Here is a 17,811-nt window from a genome sequence, read left to right on the forward strand (position 1 = left end):
ATGCTTCACCTCAGTCGGCTCAGATCCGCCGCGCGATTGTCGATGATGGCTTCCATGGAGAAGAAGCCGGTCACCGTCGCCAGATCGAAGTTGGTGATCAGCTTCTGATAGAAGGCGTCGTAGCCCGACATGCGCCGGGTCACCACCTTGATCAGATAGTCCCAGTCGCCGCCGATGCGGTAGAAGTCGATCACCTCGGGCAGGCGCTCGACATGCTTGCGGAAACTGTCCGCCCATTCCTTGGAGTGGTGGCGGGTGCGGATCATGACAAACACCGTGAGGTCGTAGCCAAGCGCCGACAGATCGATGTCGGCATGCGTGCCGCGGATCAGCCCGCTGGTTTTCAGCCGCTGCAGGCGGCGCCAGCAGGCGTTCTGCGACAGCCCGACCCGCTCGGCCAGGTCGCGTTGCGAAATTGCGCCGTCCTTTTGCAGGCATGACAGGATCTTGAGGTCAAATTCGTCGATCTTTTCCATATCAACGATCATATGACCCAAACTGGCCGCAAAGTCGCGTGAAAATGATTAAGTTTTTGGGCTTCTGGCCAATTAGAGTCGCCATCGATCCATTCCCTGGAGAGATTCGATGGAAATTGAGCGCTCGGACAAGTCGAGTTCCGCTGGCCTGTTGCAGCAGTTCAGGCACGAGCTTGCTGTAGGCGACGTGGTCTCGGCGTTGCAGGCGGGGCTGGTCGGCAAGAGCGCCAAAGTCGAAGGGCCGTTCGGCACCAGGGATCTCGTCTATGCCGATTATGTCGCCTCGGGCCGGGCGCTGATGCAGGTGGAGCGCTTCGTCCTGGAAGAGGTGCTGCCCTACTACGCCAACAGCCACACCGAGGCTTCGTTCTGCGGCGGCTTCATGACCCGCCTGCGCCGCGAGGCGCGCGCGGCGATCGCCGATTGCTGCGGGGCGGGCCCGGAGTACGCCGTCATCTTCGCCGGTTCGGGCGCGACCGCCGGCATCAATCGCCTGGTCAAGCTCCTCGGCGTCACCGAAGCCGTTGCCTCAGGCAGGCGGGTCCGCATCCTCATCGGTCCCTACGAGCATCATTCCAACATCCTGCCGTGGCGCGAGAGCGGGGCCGAGGTGGTCGAGATATCAGAGGATGCCTGCGGCGGGCCGGATCTTGCGGCACTCGACGCCGCCCTTCAGGACACGGCCGATCTCACCGTTTGTGCCTTCTCGGCAGCCTCCAACGTCACCGGCATCGTCACCGATGTCGCTGCCGTCACCCGCAAGGTGAAGGCGGCAGGCGCGAAAATGGTCTGGGACTATGCCGGCGCAGGTCCCTACCTGCCGATCGCCATGTCGCCTGAAGCTGGCGCCGAGATCGATGCCTTGGTTGTCTCGCCGCACAAGTTCCTCGGTGGCCCCGGCGCCTCCGGCGTGCTGATCGTGCGCCGCGATGCGGTGGTTGCGACCAAGCCTTCCTGGCCCGGCGGAGGCACCGTCAGGTTCGTCTCGCCGACCGGCCATGACTACAGCCAGAGCCTGGAAGCGCGGGAAGAGGCGGGTACGCCGAACGTCGTCGGCGACATCCGCGCGGCCCTTGCCTTCCTGGTCAAGGATGCGCTTGGAGCAGAGGCGATGCAGGCGCGGAACGCTGAGCTGACGCGACGCGCAATCGCTGCCTGGCAGGGTATCGAGCGCCTGGAACTGTTGGGTGCGTGCGAGCCGCAGCGGCTACCGATCTTTTCGTTCCGCGTGAGAAACGGCAAGGGCGGGCATGTCCACCAGCAGCTCGTCACCCGCATGCTGAGTGACCGCTTCGGCATCCAGGCGCGCGGCGGCTGTGCCTGTGCCGGGCCCTATGTCCACCGGTTGCTTGCCATCGACGCAGAGCAGTCGCAGCGCATGCGCGAGGCCATCCTGAGCGGGCATGAAATGGAAAAGCCCGGCTTCACGCGGCTCAATTTCAGCGTGCTTTTGCCCGACGAGAAGGTGCAGTTCATTCTCGAGGCGGTCGCGACACTTGCCGGCGATGCCGTCGAACACGAACGGCACTACGATTTCGACGCTAGCCGGGCGATCTTCTTTCCGCGCAACGTCCAGGCCGCGTAGGCCTGGGCTTGCAGCGCACCTAGCCACCTGTTGCCATGTCTGTCGTCGCCGTCAGGCGGCGGCAATTTTGGCCGCTTGGGCTCTTGTCTGGCGGCCTGATTTTTGACCGACGTCAATGCGCTTTCTCACCCTTTCAGGCAGCCTGAATGGCCGCCCGAGCCGTTTTGGCGCGGCTCCAACTAAGCAGTTTGCGACACAAGTTTCATGAATTCCCCGCGGCCGCCAAGCGCGTGCCCGCTGGCCCGCCCACGGCGTCCAACAGGGAGGTGAATGATCATGCGCATGTCGGCAAACTTTTGGATCGGCCTTGCGACCCTGATGGTCTCGACAGCGGCTTTGGACGCGCCGGCCACCGCCCAACAGCAGCCTCCCAACATCGTCATCATCTGGGGCGACGACATCGGGCAGTCGAATGTCAGCGCATACTCGCGCGGCCTGATGGGTTACCAGACGCCCAACATCGACCGGCTCGCCAGTGAAGGTGTGATGTTCACCGACTATTATGGCGAACAGAGTTGCACTGCCGGTCGGGCTTCGTTCATCACCGGCCAGTCGGGCCTGCGCACTGGGCTGACCAAGGTTGGCCTGCCGGGCGCAACGCTCGGGCTGCAGAAGGAAGATCCCACCATCGCCGAGCTGGTCAAGCCGCTCGGCTATGCAACCGGCCAGTTCGGCAAGAACCATCTTGGCGACCGCAACGAGTTCCTGCCAACCGTGCATGGTTTCGACGAGTTCTACGGCAACCTTTATCATCTGAACGCCGAGGAAGAGCCGCAGCTGCCGGACTATCCCAAGGATCCGGCGTTCCGGGCCAAGTATGGGCCGCGCGGCGTGCTGGACTGCAAGGCCTCCGACAAGGATGACGAGACGGTCGATCCGCGCTTCGGCAGGGTCGGCAAGCAGGTCTGCAAGGATACTGGCCCGCTCACCAAGGAGCGCATGGTCACGATCGACGACGACATCGCCAGCCGGGCGGTGGATTTCATCCCGCGCCAGAAGAGCGCCGACAAGCCGTTCTTCGTCTGGGTGAATTTCACCCACATGCATGCTCGCACTCACACCAAACCGGAGAGCATCGGCCAGGCGGGGCGGTGGCAGAGCCCCTACCACGACACCATGATTGATCATGACAGGAATGTCGGCACGATCCTCAAGGCGCTGGACGATGCCGGCATCGCCAATAACACCTTCGTCATGTACTCGACCGACAACGGCCCGCACATGAACACCTGGCCGGATGGTGCGATGACGCCGTTCCGCAACGAAAAAAACTCGAATTGGGAAGGCGCTTACCGGGTGCCGGCCATGCTCCGCTGGCCGGGCCAGATCAAGCCGGGCCAGGTGAGCAACGAGGTTGTCTCGCATCTGGACTTGCTGCCGACCATTGTCGCGATTGCCGGCAACTCCGAGGTCAAGGACCAGTTGCTCAAGGGCTTCAAGGCCGGCGACATGACCTACAAGGTCCATCTCGATGGCGACAACCTCGTGCCTTATCTGAGCGGGCAAGCCAAGAAGAGCCCACGGGAATCCTTTTTCTACATCAACGACGACCAGCAGTTGACCGGCCTACGCTACGACAACTGGAAACTGGTGTTCATGGAGCAGCGTGCGCCGGGGACCCTGCGCATCTGGTCGGAGCCGTTCACCAACCTGCGGCTCCCGAAGATCTTCAACCTCAGAACCGATCCCTACGAACGCGCCGACATCACCTCGAACACCTATTACGATTGGCTGTTCGATCACGCTTTCCTGGTCGTTCCCGCGCAAGACTATGTCGGCCAGTTCCTGACGACGTTCGGCGAGTATCCGCCTCGCCAGAAGGCGGCCAGCTTCAATCTCGATGAGGTCTTTGGGAAGTTGCAGGAATCGACTGGCAAGTAGCAGCGAGCTCTACGTCAGGCACGCCGGAGCAAAAGTCGCGTCAACATCAGCTGCACGACCGGGCGGTCGCAACCGGCATCGGGCTGCGACCGTGGTTTTCGTCAAAATCGGCTGGTGCGCCGCCTCAGACCATGCCGAGGGCGGCCTTGTACAGGTCGAGGATCGCTTCGGCTTCGTCGCGCTCGGCCTGGTCCTGCTTGCGCAGGCGGATCAGCGTGCGGACCGCCTTGGTGTCGAAACCGGTGCCCTTGGCCTCGGCATAGACGTCCTTGATGTCGTCGGAGATCGTCTTCTTTTCTTCCTCGAGACGCTCGATGCGCTCGATGAAGGCGCGCAACTGGCCGGCGGCAACGGTCTGGCTGGTCTCGGTGATATCGTCGGCCATATGGCACTCCGCAATTGTGACTGGGGAAAGCGCGACTCGCGCGCCGAGGGAATTTCGGTCGGTTCGATGCCCGATGACGCGGGGAGGGTCAAGGGGACGCAGCCGCGCAGCTGATACTGCGCGGCGGAAGCGCGTTCAATGATCCTTGGGTCGGTTGGTCTCGAAGGCCGCCTTCTGGGCCTCGGTCGCCTCGCGCTGGTGCTTGGCCTGCCACTCGGCATAGGGCATGCCGTAGACGATCTCGCGCGACGCTTCCTTGGAGAGTTCGACGCCGGCTTCGCCGGCCGCGTCGCGGTACCAGTTCGACAGGCAGTTGCGGCAGAAACCGGCGAGGTTCATCAGGTCGATGTTCTGCACGTCGCTACGCTCGCGCAGGTGCTCGAGCAGCCGGCGGAAGGCGGCGGCCTCGAGATCGCGCTTCTGGTCCTCGCTGAGTTCGGCCATCTTTCCCTCCATCACAGCGGCCCGGTGCGCGAGCCGAATTGTTTGACTTCGTGTATATCGGGTCGCCGGTTGATGGCGTCAACGATCGGTGCCAGCCGTTCGGCCCAGGCCGCAGCCCCCGCTTCGTCGCCGATCAGGTCCTGGCGGATTTCGATCAGCGCATGGGCGAAGCCGTTGACGATGGCGTGGCGGTACATGGTGTCGCCGCGCAGCGCGCCGTCATAGGGCTCGTTGTCGCCGACCACCAGTGCCGGATCCTCGGCCAGCATCTCGATCAGCGGCCAGGCGGCGCGGTGGTCCATGTCCCACAGCACGCCCGCATGCCAGGGCCGGGCGCGGCCCTGCATCACCGGCGTGAAGGAGTGCACCGACAGGATGAACGGGGCGCTGCCTGTCATTTTGTGAACCGAGGCGACCACCGATCCGACCGCGTCATGATAGGGCCGGTAGAAGCCATCGAGTCGGCGCTCGCGCTCTTCCTCCGACATCGGGTAGTTGCCCGAGATCACCGAGCCGTCATAAAGTTGGCGGATCAGCGTCGGGTCGTCCTCGCCGCGGTTAGGGTCGATCAGCAGGCGCGAAAAATTCGCCAGAACCGCCGGCGCGCCCAGGAGCGCGGCGAGCTTGCGCGTCACCTGCTCGGCGCCAATGTCATAGGCGATGTGGCGCTCGAACTCCTCTTTGGGCAGGCCGAGGTCGCCGTATTCCTCGGGCAGGTCGCGGCGGGCATGGTCGCACAGCAGCACCATGCCGCTCCGGCGGTCGCCTTCGATGACCTCGAAAGGGGCAAAAAGGGCGGTTCGCGTCATCGGCACGATTTGTCCATTGTCGGTTCTAGGAGGTTTCCGAAACCGTTCCTGAAGTGGGGATATGTGCTAACGTCGTTGTTTTGCCAACCTTTTTTCGAATATGCCAGATGGGGCAGCAAATCACCGCGGTCATGCGCATCTAAATCGATTGGATAAGCGCATTGCCGCGCGTTGACATGCGCACGGACATTGCCGAAAAGGGGCACCTGAGAATGCAGAACACGTCAAAGAGGGGCATTGGAATGGGACTCGTCGGGGGGCCGCGCCTGCGCTTAGCCTTCGCAACGCTGCTGCTCATCCTGTCCGCTCCGTTGCTCACCACCGTCACGGCAACGTCTGCGCGGGCCGATTTCCGCGTCTGCAACGCGACCCAGAGCCTGGTCGGCGTCGGCATCGGCTACCGCGCCAAGGCGGGCTGGATCACTGAAGGCTGGTGGCACATCGAGGGCTCGACCTGCAAGACGCTGATCGAGGGGCCGCTGTCATCGAGGTTTTATTATCTCTATGCAGAAGACGCCGAGCGTGGCGGTCGCTGGGACGGCCCGGTCACCATGTGCGTGGCTGAAAAAGAGTTCAAGATTGCCGGCGTCACCGACTGCGTCGCGCGCGGGTTCCAGCGCGCCGGCTTCCAGGAATACGATACGGGCGAACAGGCGAACTGGATGGTCCAGCTCACCGATGAGCCCGCAACGGGCGGCGGCGCTGCTGCCGCCTCGGGAACGAATGGTCAATGAGACGTAGCCGTAAGGTCAAGATACTCGCAACACTTGGTCCCGCCTCTTCCGACGAGGCGATGATCCGCAAGCTCTTCGAGGCGGGGGCCGACGTCTTCCGCATCAACATGAGCCATACCGACCACGAATCGATGCGGGCGCTGGTCGGCCGCATCCGCAAGGTTGAAGAGGCGGTCGGCCGCCCGATCGGCATCCTTGCCGACCTGCAGGGGCCCAAGCTCCGCGTCGGCAAGTTCGCCAACGGCAAGGAAGAGCTGACCGTCGGCCAGACCTTCACGCTCGACGACAATCCCGAACTCGGCACGTCGAGCCGGGTCCACTTGCCGCATCCCGAAATCCTCAAGTCGGTCCAGGAAGGCCATCGCCTGCTGATCGACGACGGCAAGCTCGAGCTCAAGGCGGTCAAGACCGACGGTAAGTCGATCGTCTGCACGGTTGTCGCCGGCAACAAGATCTCCGACAAGAAGGGCGTCAGCCTGCCCGACACCGACCTGCCGGTCGGCGCGCTGACCGAGAAGGACCGCCGCGACCTCGACGCCGTGCTCGAAACCGGCGTCGACTGGGTGGCGCTGTCCTTCATCCAGCGTCCCGAGGACCTCGCCGAGGCGCGCAAGATCGCGCAGGGCCGCGCCCTGCTTCTGTCCAAGATTGAGAAGCCGCAGGCGGTCGCCCGCCTCGCCGAGATCATCGAGCTTTCCGACGCGCTGATGGTCGCCCGTGGCGATCTCGGCGTCGAGATGCCGATAGAGGCAGTTCCCGGCATCCAGAAGCAGATCACCCGTGCCGCGCGCCGTGCCGGCAAGCCGGTGGTCGTCGCCACCCAGATGCTCGAATCGATGATCACCGCACCGGTGCCGACCCGCGCCGAAGTGTCCGACGTCGCGACCGCGGTGTTCGAGGGTGCCGACGCCATCATGCTGTCGGCCGAATCGGCTGCCGGCCAGTATCCGGTCGAGTCGGTGGCGACGATGGACCGCATCGCGATGCGTGTCGAAAAGGATCCGACCTATCCCGGCATCATCAACGCCCAGCGCTCCGAGCCCGAGGCGACTGGTGCTGATGCCATTTCGCTTGCGGCGCGTGAGATTGCCGAGACGCTCAAGCTGGCGGCCATCGTCACCTACACCGCGTCTGGCGCCACCGGACTGCGCGCCGCACGCGAGCGGCCGCGGGTGCCGATCATCGCGCTGTCGCCGATCCTGGACACGGCCCGCCGCCTGTCGCTGCTGTGGGGCACCCATTGCGTGGTTTCGCCCGATGCCGCCAATCTCGACGACATGGTCGAGCGCGCCTGCCGCGTCGCCTTCAATGAGGGTTTTGCCGCCGAGGGCGACCGCGTCATCATCACGGCCGGCGTGCCGCTGAGGACGCCCGGTTCGACCAACATGCTGCGCATCGCTTATGTCGGGCCCGAGGGCAAGGGCGGCAGGTAAGAAGAGGGAATAGTGAGTAGTGAATAGCGAATAGGGAATAGGGAATAGGGAATAGGGAATAGTTGCATTTGCTGTCCCGGCAGGCCTTCGAACTACTCGCTACTCGCTACTCGCTACTCGCTACTCGCTACTCGCTACTCGCTACTCGCTACTCGCTACTCGCTACTCGCTACCTTAGCGCCGTCTCCGGCAATCCGGGCTTCTATCTTCGCAGCGACCGCCGCCAGGTCGCTGTCCTTGCCGGCAAGCCTGTCGACCGCCGCTGCCACCAGCTCGGGCGCCACCCAGTCCGGCTTGTGGCCGAGATTCTTCACCCACACCATTTCCGCGCCTGCGATGTCGCGCACCAGCCCGACCGAGTGGACCTCTTCCAGTACGACGCTATCGCTGTCGCCGGAGATCACCACCGTTGGCGTGGTGATGCTGCCATAGCTTGGGGCTTTGGCCAGGACGTGGCGGTAAAGCCCTTCGACGTCGATCGCATTGGCGCGGAAGGCCTGTGGCCTCAGCACCAGCGCGATGGAAGCCCTCCCGACATAGTCGTCCGGCACCTTGTTGGGCGAGAACACGCTGGCTGCGACCGCGCCGATGCGGAGCAGTCCTGCGGGGTTGGATATCGTGCCGGCAAAGAGCGAGCCGAGCACCGGCAGGGCCGTGACACGATAGTACCAGGACGTGTCTCCGCCCGGCCATGGATGGGTGGCGGCCGACAGGAACAGCAGTCCTCGCGTGCGTTCCGGGTGCTCTATGGCCAATGTTGCTGCAATCGCCCCGCCGAAGGAGTGTCCGATGATGATCGCTTCGCCGATGCCCAGGCGCTCCATCAGCGCTGCGATGGTCGCGGCCTGGTCGGTTGGGCTGGCGTTGGAGCCGCGTGTCGACCAGCCATGGCCGGGCCGGTCGAAGAACAGCATTTCGGCGCGCCCCTCGAACATCCGCCTGAGCGGCAGCATCTGGTCCTTGAGATTGGCGCTTGCGCCGTGGATGAAGATCAGCGGCGGCAGTTCGGGCGCGGCGGGCGGCGGCACATGCACATGGTGGATGCGAGCGCCCTCGATGTCAGCGAAGCTGCCCACGGGCGGGTTCCGCCATTCGATAAGCCATGACGCCACACGCGTGACGCCGAAAAGCGCCAGCAGCATTGCAAGCAGGATGACGGCGGCGGCGGTCATGAGGTGCATTCAGGGTGTTCGCGGTGCGGTCCGAGAATAGCTAGTGCATGACCCCAAAAATCGGAACCGATTTTCGGAAAGGATCATGCCCAAATTCAAAGTGCTACAGCGTCCAGAGCGTGTCCAAGAGAACGCGCGGCGCTGTAGATCAAATGGCTTCGCCGGCGAGTTCTTCGGACAGTCGCGATACCTCGCCCTGGGCGGTGCGCAGCATCGGATAGACGTCGAGCACGCGCTGCCAGGCCCTGAGCGCCATCTCCTTGCGGCCGCTGGCTGCCATGATCTGGGCCATGCCGGAGAGCGCGCCGAAATGGCGTGGTTCGATTTCCAGCGTGTGTTCGATGTCCGACATCGACTTGCGATAGTTCCGCATCATGAAATGAACGGTGGCGCGCTGATTCCAGCCCTCGGCGTATTTAGGCTGCAGCGTGATGATCTGGTCGAGGAAGTCGAGCGCGACGTCGTATTTCTTGGCCTCGATCGCCTGCTGTGCCCACAGCATCAACAGGTCCACCGACGAACTGCCGGACTTGACCCATTCCTCCCGGATCCGGGTGGCGATTCGTTCGGCCGCCTTTTCGTTGCGCTCACGCTTGAGGTCAGCGAAAAGCGTGTCGAGTTGGCCTGCGTCCTTGGCGGTGGCCGTATTGCCCGACGTTTCCGCGCCCGCCGTCTGTGGCTGGCACGTCAGGGCAATGGCGAGGGCGAAAAAGGCAAAAACGTTCCGCATGCGGAAAATCTAGGCCTCCGCATGGGAACGTCAAACTGAATTTGCTGTGATGCGCCGGCCACGCACAGCCGGCAACGCATCAGCCCTGGCGGGCCTTGTAGCGCGGAGCGGTCTTGTTGATGATGTAGATGCGGCCCTTGCGACGGACCAGCTGGCAATCACGGTGGCGAGCCTTGAGCGCCTTGAGCGAATTCTTGATCTTCATTTTACTGACCCGTCGGATGGGGCCCATCACCGGGCCGACATTAAAAACGCGCCAGAAAGCGCGCCAATTTGTGTGACAGCCTCTTAGACGAGGAGTCTCTGCCAGTCAACCGCGGGGGCGGCATTCCCGTGCGGTTTCGTGCGGCATGACGCAAGCCGCGGGCCATGGGCCGACTGGTGATCAGCCGCGCCGTGCGATGCGCGTGAAATGGCCCATCTTGCGGCCCGGGCGCGCCTCCGCCTTGCCGTAGAGATGGACGGCGACATCGGGCTCGGCGAGCAACGCCGGCACCCTTGCGATGTCATCGCCGATCAGGTTTTCCATCACGCAGTCCGAGTGCCGGTTGGCATCGCCCAGCGACAGGCCGGCAACGGCGCGGATATGCTGTTCGAATTGCGAGACTACGCAGGCCGCCTCGGTCCAATGGCCGGAATTGTGGACGCGCGGCGCCATCTCGTTGGCGATCAGGGCGCCGTCGGGCAGGACGAAGAACTCGATGCCGATCACGCCGACATAGTCGAGCGCCGACAGGATCTTGCGTGCAGCCTTGCGGGCGGCATCGGCAGTCAACGCGCTGATTGCGGCCGGCACGGTCGAGCTGTGCAGGATGCCGCTGCGATGGACGTTCTCGGCGGGATCGTAGACGGCGAGGCTGCCGTCGGTCCCGCGTGCCGCAATGACCGACATCTCGCGCTCGAATTCGACGAAGGATTCGAGAATCAGCGGCACATTGCCCAGCGAGGCGCAGGCACCGTCGAAACCGCCTGATGCGACGTTGCGAAAGACCCGCTGGCCTTTGCCGTCATAACCCATCCGCCGGGTTTTCAGGATGCCGCTGCCGCCGAAGGCCTGGAGGCCCGCAGCGAGTTCGCTGTCGTTTTCGATCGGCAGAAACTGGGCCGTCGCAATGCCGATGTCGTTGAGGAAGCTCTTTTCGGCGAGGCGATCCTGGGCCACCTCGAGCGCCCGCGCCGGCGGGTAAACTGCCACGCTTTGGGCGAGGTGTCCGGCGGCAGCCACGGGCACGTTCTCGAATTCGTAGGTGACGACGGCGCAGGAGCGGGCCAGTTCGTCGAGTGCGGCCGGGTCGTCATAGGCGGCGACGATCTGGCGATTGGCAACCTGCGCTGCCGGGCAATCTGCTTGTGGCTCCAGCACCACCGTCTGGTAGCCGAGGCGGGCCGCGGCCATGGCCAACATCCGGCCAAGCTGGCCGCCGCCGATGATGCCGATGGTCGAGCCGAGGGGGAGGGGGGCGGTCACGCGTCGTCCGTCGGTTGTTCGGCGACCTTTGCGGTCTGGGCCGCGCGCCAGTCTTCCAGGCGGGTCGCGAGTGCTTCATCGTAAAGCGCAAGCACCGCAGCTGCGAGCAGGGCGGCGTTCGCCGCACCAGCCTTGCCGATGGCTAGCGTTCCGACGGGAATGCCTGCCGGCATCTGGACGATGGAAAGCAGCGAATCCTGGCCCGACAGCGCCTTTGATTCGACCGGTACGCCGAACACCGGAAGCGAGGTCATCGCCGCGGTCATGCCGGGAAGGTGGGCCGCGCCGCCTGCGCCTGCGATGATGACACGGAAGCCCGCGGCTTTCGCGCCCTTGGCGAAGTCGTAGAGGCGGTCGGGCGTGCGGTGGGCGGAAACGATGCGCGCCTCATGCGAAATGCCGAGCACTTCGAGTAGCTCGGCGGCGTGGCGCATCGTGGCCCAGTCCGACTGGCTGCCCATGATGATGGCGACGTCGACTTTGTCTTTGCTCACGCGCGGCATCCCTGCTTGCAAGGCCTGCGCTTAGCGGAAATGCGCGCGTATCGCAACGAACTATGCGCTTCACAGGCCGCTGATGCCTTGCAGCGACAACCGGCCGCATCTGGGGGCTTGGCGCCAGGCTCAGGCGATGATGTCGGGTATGATCCGGTCTTCGATCTGCGCGATCTTGTCCTTGAGGACCAGCTTCTTCTTCTTCATCCGCTGGATCTGCAAGGGATCACAGCCAGTCGCGATCATCGCGTTTATCGCGGCGTCGAAATCTGCGTGTTCCTGTTTCAAGCGTGCAAACTCGAGACGAATCTCGGCCTGTTCCTGTTCCGACATGTCTACCGTCTGCAAACTCGCTGGCGCACCCAAAGCGCGGCCGGCAACTGTTGTCCCCGGCGCGAAGCCCTTATCACATTTCACGCCGTCAGGAAATGCTACCACGGTATATTCGACATCCGCGGAGGCGGGTGGCAGACTGTCATCGTTCCGTCACAGGCGCTGTCTGCGGTGGGCATGTCTGGTGTGCGGAGCAATCGAGGAAACCATGAAAGGGAGAACCAATCATGTCTCTTGCTTCCCATCTTGAAGAGCTTCAGCGGAAACATAGCGACCTGGCACGCGAACTCGACGAAGCGATGAACCATCCTTCCGTCGACGACATGCAGATCGTCATGCTGAAGCGTCGCAAGCTGGCGCTCAAGGACGAGATTGAGAAACTGAAAGCGAGGCCGACTCAACATTAAGGTCGCGAAGAACGTCTCCTCATAGGGTCCGCATGAACGTAATGGGGACCTGTCTGCCGGCGGCGGTGCGTGCTGCCGCCGGAATCGGTTTTTGGTTGCCGCCAATACTCAAGGTACGGAGCGTTGGGCGTACTGGAAATTCGCGCCATCGCACCGCACGCCGCAGAGCGCCCGGGCGGTCAGGCGTCCCAGAACTGATCCAGCCAGATGTTGAGCTTCATGAAGCCGGTTGAACTGACCGCATAGATGCGGCGTGTTCCTTCGGCGCGGGCATTTACCAGGCCGGCGTCGAGCAGAACCTTGAGATGCTGCGATACCGCCGGCCGCGAGACCGGAAGTCCGGCCGCGAGCTCGCCGACGGTCTTGGGGCCGCGGCGCAATTCCTCCAGCAGATGGCGCCGATTCGCGTCGGCGATGGCCAGGAACGAGTCTTCGATCGTCATGGCATCTTTGTGCCGCAACGGGCACGAAAGCTCAACTGTGAGTCGCAGTCGCCCTCAGTGCGGCCCCGACCGTCGCCGACCGCACTCGCGTCAATCCTCGTCGGCCTTCTGGCGCGGATCGAGCCGCAGCGATTCGGGGGTGGCGGCGCGGTCGGCGGGCAGCGTCATGAAGGCCTCGCGCTCGTCGATGGGGACCGCTGCGCGGCGGCGGATGCGCAGTGCCGTGTAGCCGGCGAGGGCGAAATGGGCGCCGGCCGTGGCGAGGAACAGCGCCTCCGGCCGCATCACGTCCATCAGTGCCGCGCCCAGCAGCGGCCCGACCATGGTGCCGAAGCCGTAGAGCAGAAGCAGGCCTCCCGAAACCTTGACGAAGTCCTCGGGTTTGGCGTGGTCGTTGGCGTGCGCCACCGCCAGCGAATAGAGCGTATAGGCGAACGCGCCGTAGCAGGCCGCCATGAAGAGCACGAGGGCGCCCGAGCGGGGAGCCACGAGGAAGATCAGCACCGCGGCCACGGCGGACGCAAGCGATGCGCCGATCAGCACGTAGCGCCGGTCCATTTTGTCGGAGATCCGGCCGACGGGGATCTGAGATGCCGCGCCAGCCACCACCACCAGGCTCATCATCAGCGCGATCTCGGGCGTGGAAATGCCGATGCGCGCGCCATAGACGGCTCCCAGCGTGCCCCAGTCGCCATTGGCGACGCCGATCAGGAAACAGGCGACCGAGGCGACCGGCGAATTGGCGTAGAGCCCCTTGATGTCGAGCGAGACGTCCTGCAGCGGCTTCGGGTGGGCGGCACTCGAGACAGCGGTCGGGATCAGCGACAGGCAGAACAGGATGCCGGTGACCATGAACAGCGAGTCGCTTTTGACGTCGCCGCCGGCGACCATCATCTGGCCGGCCATGATCGAGGCATAGGTGACCATCATGTAGAGGCCGAAGACGGTGCCGCGGTTCTCGTTGGTGGCGCGTTCGTTGAGCCAGCTTTCGATGACCATGAAGGCACCGGCCATGACGAAGCCGGTGAAAGCGCGCAGCACGATCCAGACATAGGCGTCGACGATCAGGCCGGTGAGCAGCGCGATGATGGCGGCGGACGCGGCGAAGGTGCCGAAGGCGCGGACGTGGCCGGCGCGGCGGACGACGCGCGGGGCAAAGAAGCAGCCGGCGACGAAGCCGCCCGCCCAGGCCGAGCCCATCAGGCCGAGCGCTGCGGTGGAAAAGCCTTCCTCCTGGCCGCGCAAGGGGAGCAACAGACCGTGCAGGCCCGAGGCGGCAAGCAGGAAGGCTGTGCCGCGAAGCAGCGAAAGAATGGGCCGGTAGGCTGCAAGCATGGATCTGTCCCGCCGCGAATCAATGAAGCGCTCAGCCGTGATGATAGCCGCATTCGGGCTTTTCGGCGGCAGGCGGACGGGAGATAATCAGTCGCGCTTGAACAGTGCTTCGGCGGCCGATTTGGTGGCGCTCTTGGCAACGACCTCGGCCTCGAGCCGGACGATCTCGGCGCGCAGGGCGGCGATGCGTTCGCTCAGTTCGGCGACCGACAGCAGCGACAGGTCCTGGCCGATCTCGTGGATGGTTTTCTTCTTCTTCGGCTCGTCGTCGAACAGCGCCATGTCAATATCTCCGTCACAGACAGGCGTTTGCCTGATTTGCCAATCAGAATACATAGTGCAGCCAGCGGGACGCAATTGCCGGTGAAAGCCGGCCGCAACGGAGAACAAAAAGACATGGCCAACGCAGCCCAACTTCCCGAAAAGATGCTCGCCGTGGCGATCACGCAGCCGGGCGGCCCGCGCACCCTCAAGGCGGAAAAGCGCGACCTGCCGGTGCCCGGTGCCGGCGAGATCCTGATCAGGGTGCATGCGGCGGGCGTCAACCGGCCCGACGTGCAGCAGCGCAAGGGGGCCTATCCCGCGCCACCAGGTGCCTCCGACCTGCCTGGGCTCGAAGTGTCAGGCGAGGTGGCGGCACTCGGCGAAGGGGTGACGCGCTGGCGCGTCGGCGATGCCGTCTGCGCGCTGACGCCAGGCGGCGGCTATGCCGAATACGCCAGGGTACACGAGTCCAACGCGCTGCCGATCCCGGCCGGCTTCACCTTCACGGAAGCCGCCGCATTGCCGGAGACCTTCTTCACCGTCTGGCACAACGTGTTCGAGCGTGGCGCGCTGAAGAGCGGCGAAACGCTTCTGGTGCATGGCGGCTCGTCGGGCATCGGCACCACCGCGATCCAGCTCGCCTCGGCTTTTGGGGCCTATGTGATCGCCACCGCAGGCTCGGAGGAAAAGTGTGCCGCCTGCCTGAAGCTCGGGGCCGACCGCGCCATCAACTACAAGTCGGAAGATTTCGTCGCCGCGGTGAAGGAAGCCACTGACGGCAAGGGCGCTAATGTCATCCTCGACATGGTCGGCGGCGACTATGTCGGCCGCAATTACAGCGCTGCCGCCGTCGACGGCCGCATCGTCCAGATCGCGACCCAGGCGGGCGCGGTGGCGAGTGCCGATTTTTCCAAGCTGATGGTCAAGCGGCTGACCCATACCGGCTCGACGCTGAGGCCGCGTACCACCGAGTTCAAGGGCCAGATCGCGGCCGCACTCGAAGCCCAGGTGTGGCCGCTGCTCGCCGTGCGCCGCATCGCCCCCGTGATGGACATGATCTTCCCGCTCAAGGAAGCCTGGCGCGCGCATGAGCGCATGGAAGAGGGCGAACATATCGGCAAGATCGTGCTCGACGTCGGGTGATTTCTTTCATTGGAGGGCGTGCCTGAAGGCACCCCTCCGACTCTCTCCCCAAAGGCGGCCGAGGAACCCACGCGTCACCACCGTCGAGGCCGGCCGGTTCGCGCTACGCGCTGGATTTCCGTGGGGATCGGTGGCAAATTGATACCCATACTAGTGCGCACCACCACCTTGTTACGGCGGAGATCGAACTCCGCAACCAATGCGATGAGCCGGCGATGCCAACCTGGCTCGGACCTGAGATTACTGGGAACCCCTTGTATTCGAATCCGGCTCCAGCATGAGGCGGCACTCCGTCATCCAAGGCAAGGAACCTACTGCCCTCGGCGGCCGCAAGCTTCGCACTTGGTTGCTGGAGAGGTGCAGTCAATCTCACCCAGAAGTGGAGCGAGGACATGTCAGACAAGACCGATCCAGATGCACCGCCTGTCAGCGCCAAGGAATTGCGAGTGCTGCTTCTCGAGCAGCAACTGCAAGAAATGGAGAAGGAGCGTAAACTTCAAGATCTGAAAAAACAGGAGCTGATGAAGTTTACCGACGAGTTCATACACAAGCACGTGACCCCCGAGGAAATCGCGATGGTCCGCAACCTTGTCGAGAACGCGGTGCGCAATGGCAAGTACGAGGCGATGGTCTACAGCTTTCCATCGGACTTGTGTACGGATAGTGGCCGGGCAATCAACAGCGGCGACAAGGACTGGCCGCAGACCCTTCAAGGAAAGGCGAAAGAGTTCTTCGAGCGCTATCAGCGTTTCGGCAAGCCGCAAGGATACAAGCTGAAGGCGATGATCATCAATTTCCCCGGCGGTGTCCCTGGCGACGTTGGACTGTTCCTGAACTGGGCACCCTCCGACATGGAGTGAAGGAATCGGCGCGAACTCGACGCGGCCAGCGCGCTGTGTGAGCGGCGGCGGCGTCAGGCGCGTCTGCGATACCGGCGAAGTCATCGAGCCGAATCCGAGGCGGCCGCTGCCAAGCAAGCCCATCGGAGGTTTCAGACAGAAATTCGCCATGGAGCACGGTCGTGCTCCGCGCGGCGCGTGGCGGTCAATGCCCTGTCAACACCAGCGTCTGCACCGGCAGCAGGATCGCTTGCAGCCGCAAGATCATGGCGTGCACCAACCCGACAGTGTCTATCATATGCAGGTAGAACCAGCGCAACGTACTGAGATTGCCTTGCGCCAGCTCGTCGTGATTGCTCGTGTAGGCATTGGCGATGCAACTGCTGCCGGGGGGGATTCCGTCAAGTTGCCCTTTATAGAGGGGCTCAAGATAAGTGGTCAGGGTTCCCGTCCGAGCTATTTGCTCCACTTCGACGAGTTGATCCGTCGGGCGAACCTGGCCTGAGGCAATCACGTTCTGTACCTCTGTCACGACCATCGGGATAATGGTGAACGGTTTGCCGATGCAGGTCGCTTCGGCAATCATCCCTTTCCTGAGGACCTGGGCCTCGATCTGGCCGAAGCCTGCCACCAGCGCGACACGACGATCGTCGGGTATCAGAACGCCGGCAGAGCGGATCAGCGGATTGACGATGTCCCCGGGCCTGAGCCCGAACTGCTGGACCGTTCCGGCAGTGCCTGCCCGAACCAGGGTCTTGTCCAGATCCACCTGGGCTTCGGTGAGAGCCGCCTCGGCACTCGCTTTCTGCGCCGGCAGCAGCGAGGCGATTTTCGTCTGCAAGGTCTGCTTGTTCGAAACGGCGGCGGCCAATCCGCCCTCCTTGGCTTGCATTGCCACCTGGCGCCGCTCGACTTCACGCTTTGACACCGCATTCGAGTTGCGCCGCATGAGCTCGGCTTGCGTTTCGTATTCGTCTATGGCCTGCTGGTAGGCGCCCTGGGCCTGGGTGATCAAACCATCGGCCTCCGCCAGTTGGGTTTGCGTCACCTCTGTCTCTGCGTCGACCTCAGCGACGCGCCGGCGGGCCGTTTCGAGTGCGGCCCTCTCCTCCTTGTCGTCCAGCTTAAACAGCGGCGCGCCAGCGGCCACCTTTTGATTGAGGCCGACATAGACCTCGGCCACGCGCCCGTTCGTTTCCGGCAGGATCGTGACGGAGCGGAACACCGCCGAGGCGTTGTCGGCGGAAGGGTGGAAGTAGAAGATCAGCGTGATCAAGGAGAGCGTGAGCATCACGCAGGCTGTGATGCCCCAGCGCAGTTCGTACCACATCGAATAGAGATTGATCTCACGGCCGATCCTCTTGCCCTGGCCATAACGGCGGAACAGATAGTCCGGAAAGATCGTCAGCATCGAGCAGATCATGAATTCCAGCATG

The 17,811-nt window shown here is 63.6% G+C and carries 21 protein-coding genes; 7 read left to right on the forward strand and 14 right to left on the reverse strand.

Going from position 1 to position 17,811, the window contains the following annotated elements; genetic code table 11:
* Positions 1–5: 5 nt before the first annotated feature.
* Positions 6–476, reverse strand: a complete 471-nt coding sequence (locus tag ABSY17_RS05220) for an Lrp/AsnC family transcriptional regulator (RefSeq protein WP_378947562.1) — start codon at positions 474–476, stop codon at positions 6–8.
* Positions 477–585: 109 nt separating this feature from the next.
* Between ABSY17_RS05220 and ABSY17_RS05225 the strand changes: the two genes are divergently transcribed.
* Entirely contained in the window at positions 586–2,061 is a 1,476-nt protein-coding gene (locus tag ABSY17_RS05225; protein WP_378947565.1) for an aminotransferase class V-fold PLP-dependent enzyme, read from the forward strand.
* Between the two features lie 282 nt (positions 2,062–2,343).
* A complete protein-coding gene (locus ABSY17_RS05230) occupies positions 2,344–3,942 on the forward strand; it encodes an arylsulfatase (RefSeq protein ID WP_378947567.1) in 1,599 nt (532 codons plus the stop codon).
* A gap of 124 nt (positions 3,943–4,066) precedes the next feature.
* Here ABSY17_RS05230 and ABSY17_RS05235 read toward each other — a convergent pair whose 3' ends face one another.
* The 3 genes from ABSY17_RS05235 to ABSY17_RS05245 all read right to left on the reverse strand — a co-directional run bounded on the left by ABSY17_RS05235 (position 4,067) and on the right by ABSY17_RS05245 (position 5,580).
* The gene (locus ABSY17_RS05235) at positions 4,067–4,327 is read right to left on the reverse strand and encodes a DUF2312 domain-containing protein (protein ID WP_055974410.1); all 261 of its coding nucleotides are present in this window, start codon (positions 4,325–4,327) and stop codon (positions 4,067–4,069) included.
* A gap of 135 nt (positions 4,328–4,462) precedes the next feature.
* Entirely contained in the window at positions 4,463–4,771 is a 309-nt protein-coding gene (locus ABSY17_RS05240) for a DUF1244 domain-containing protein (RefSeq protein ID WP_378947570.1), read from the reverse strand.
* Between the two features lie 11 nt (positions 4,772–4,782).
* Complete coding sequence (locus ABSY17_RS05245) at positions 4,783–5,580, reverse strand: N-formylglutamate amidohydrolase (RefSeq protein ID WP_378947572.1); 798 nt, start codon at positions 5,578–5,580, stop codon at positions 4,783–4,785.
* A gap of 242 nt (positions 5,581–5,822) precedes the next feature.
* Here ABSY17_RS05245 and ABSY17_RS05250 point away from each other — a divergent pair, with 242 nt between their 5' ends.
* Together ABSY17_RS05250 and pyk are read left to right on the forward strand one after the other, a co-directional pair.
* Positions 5,823–6,314 carry a DUF1036 domain-containing protein gene (locus tag ABSY17_RS05250; protein ID WP_378947575.1) on the forward strand — a complete coding sequence of 164 codons (492 nt, stop codon included), beginning with the start codon at positions 5,823–5,825 and terminating at the stop codon, positions 6,312–6,314.
* Complete coding sequence (pyk, locus tag ABSY17_RS05255; protein WP_378947577.1) at positions 6,311–7,747, forward strand: pyruvate kinase; 1,437 nt, start codon at positions 6,311–6,313, stop codon at positions 7,745–7,747. The genes ABSY17_RS05250 and pyk overlap by 4 nt, the downstream gene beginning before the upstream one ends.
* A gap of 155 nt (positions 7,748–7,902) precedes the next feature.
* On the opposite strand, the gene ABSY17_RS05260 is transcribed toward pyk, so the two are convergent.
* The 6 genes from ABSY17_RS05260 to ABSY17_RS05285 form a co-directional block, all read right to left on the reverse strand.
* Positions 7,903–8,928 carry an alpha/beta fold hydrolase gene (locus ABSY17_RS05260; protein WP_378947580.1) on the reverse strand — a complete coding sequence of 342 codons (1,026 nt, stop codon included), beginning with the start codon at positions 8,926–8,928 and terminating at the stop codon, positions 7,903–7,905.
* 139 nt (positions 8,929–9,067) lie between these two features.
* Positions 9,068–9,649, reverse strand: coding sequence for a hypothetical protein (locus tag ABSY17_RS05265; protein ID WP_378947583.1), 582 nt, complete (start codon positions 9,647–9,649; stop codon positions 9,068–9,070).
* A gap of 79 nt (positions 9,650–9,728) precedes the next feature.
* Positions 9,729–9,854, reverse strand: a complete 126-nt coding sequence (ykgO, locus tag ABSY17_RS05270; RefSeq protein ID WP_108606572.1) for a type B 50S ribosomal protein L36 — start codon at positions 9,852–9,854, stop codon at positions 9,729–9,731.
* A 180-nt stretch (positions 9,855–10,034) separates the two neighbouring features.
* Positions 10,035–11,054, reverse strand: a complete 1,020-nt coding sequence (locus ABSY17_RS05275) for a 5-(carboxyamino)imidazole ribonucleotide synthase (RefSeq protein ID WP_378952432.1) — start codon at positions 11,052–11,054, stop codon at positions 10,035–10,037.
* A gap of 59 nt (positions 11,055–11,113) precedes the next feature.
* Complete coding sequence (purE, locus tag ABSY17_RS05280) at positions 11,114–11,620, reverse strand: 5-(carboxyamino)imidazole ribonucleotide mutase (RefSeq protein ID WP_378947586.1); 507 nt, start codon at positions 11,618–11,620, stop codon at positions 11,114–11,116.
* Positions 11,621–11,740: 120 nt separating this feature from the next.
* Complete coding sequence (locus tag ABSY17_RS05285; RefSeq protein ID WP_378952435.1) at positions 11,741–11,944, reverse strand: YdcH family protein; 204 nt, start codon at positions 11,942–11,944, stop codon at positions 11,741–11,743.
* 227 nt (positions 11,945–12,171) lie between these two features.
* On the opposite strand from ABSY17_RS05285, the gene ABSY17_RS05290 reads away from it, so the two are divergent.
* Positions 12,172–12,351, forward strand: a complete 180-nt coding sequence (locus ABSY17_RS05290) for a YdcH family protein (RefSeq protein WP_378947589.1) — start codon at positions 12,172–12,174, stop codon at positions 12,349–12,351.
* Between the two features lie 179 nt (positions 12,352–12,530).
* Here ABSY17_RS05290 and ABSY17_RS05295 read toward each other — a convergent pair whose 3' ends face one another.
* The 3 genes from ABSY17_RS05295 to ABSY17_RS05305 all read right to left on the reverse strand — a co-directional run bounded on the left by ABSY17_RS05295 (position 12,531) and on the right by ABSY17_RS05305 (position 14,411).
* Positions 12,531–12,794 (reverse strand): ArsR/SmtB family transcription factor, encoded by a 264-nt coding sequence (locus ABSY17_RS05295; RefSeq protein ID WP_378947592.1) that lies wholly within the window; start codon positions 12,792–12,794, stop codon positions 12,531–12,533.
* A 90-nt stretch (positions 12,795–12,884) separates the two neighbouring features.
* Positions 12,885–14,129, reverse strand: a complete 1,245-nt coding sequence (locus ABSY17_RS05300; protein WP_378947595.1) for an MFS transporter — start codon at positions 14,127–14,129, stop codon at positions 12,885–12,887.
* Positions 14,130–14,216: 87 nt separating this feature from the next.
* Entirely contained in the window at positions 14,217–14,411 is a 195-nt protein-coding gene (locus ABSY17_RS05305; RefSeq protein ID WP_378947598.1) for a DUF1192 domain-containing protein, read from the reverse strand.
* 114 nt (positions 14,412–14,525) lie between these two features.
* On the opposite strand from ABSY17_RS05305, the gene ABSY17_RS05310 reads away from it, so the two are divergent.
* Complete coding sequence (locus ABSY17_RS05310; RefSeq protein WP_378947601.1) at positions 14,526–15,536, forward strand: NAD(P)H-quinone oxidoreductase; 1,011 nt, start codon at positions 14,526–14,528, stop codon at positions 15,534–15,536.
* Positions 15,537–15,928: 392 nt separating this feature from the next.
* The gene (locus ABSY17_RS05315; protein WP_378947604.1) at positions 15,929–16,396 is read left to right on the forward strand and encodes a histidine kinase; all 468 of its coding nucleotides are present in this window, start codon (positions 15,929–15,931) and stop codon (positions 16,394–16,396) included.
* Between the two features lie 184 nt (positions 16,397–16,580).
* On the opposite strand, the gene ABSY17_RS05320 is transcribed toward ABSY17_RS05315, so the two are convergent.
* Positions 16,581–17,810 carry an HlyD family secretion protein gene (locus ABSY17_RS05320; protein WP_378947607.1) on the reverse strand — a complete coding sequence of 410 codons (1,230 nt, stop codon included), beginning with the start codon at positions 17,808–17,810 and terminating at the stop codon, positions 16,581–16,583.
* Position 17,811: the final 1 nt, after the last annotated feature.

It is taken from the genome of Mesorhizobium sp. ANAO-SY3R2 (assembly GCF_042466635.1).
GTDB lineage: Bacteria > Pseudomonadota > Alphaproteobacteria > Rhizobiales > Rhizobiaceae > Aminobacter.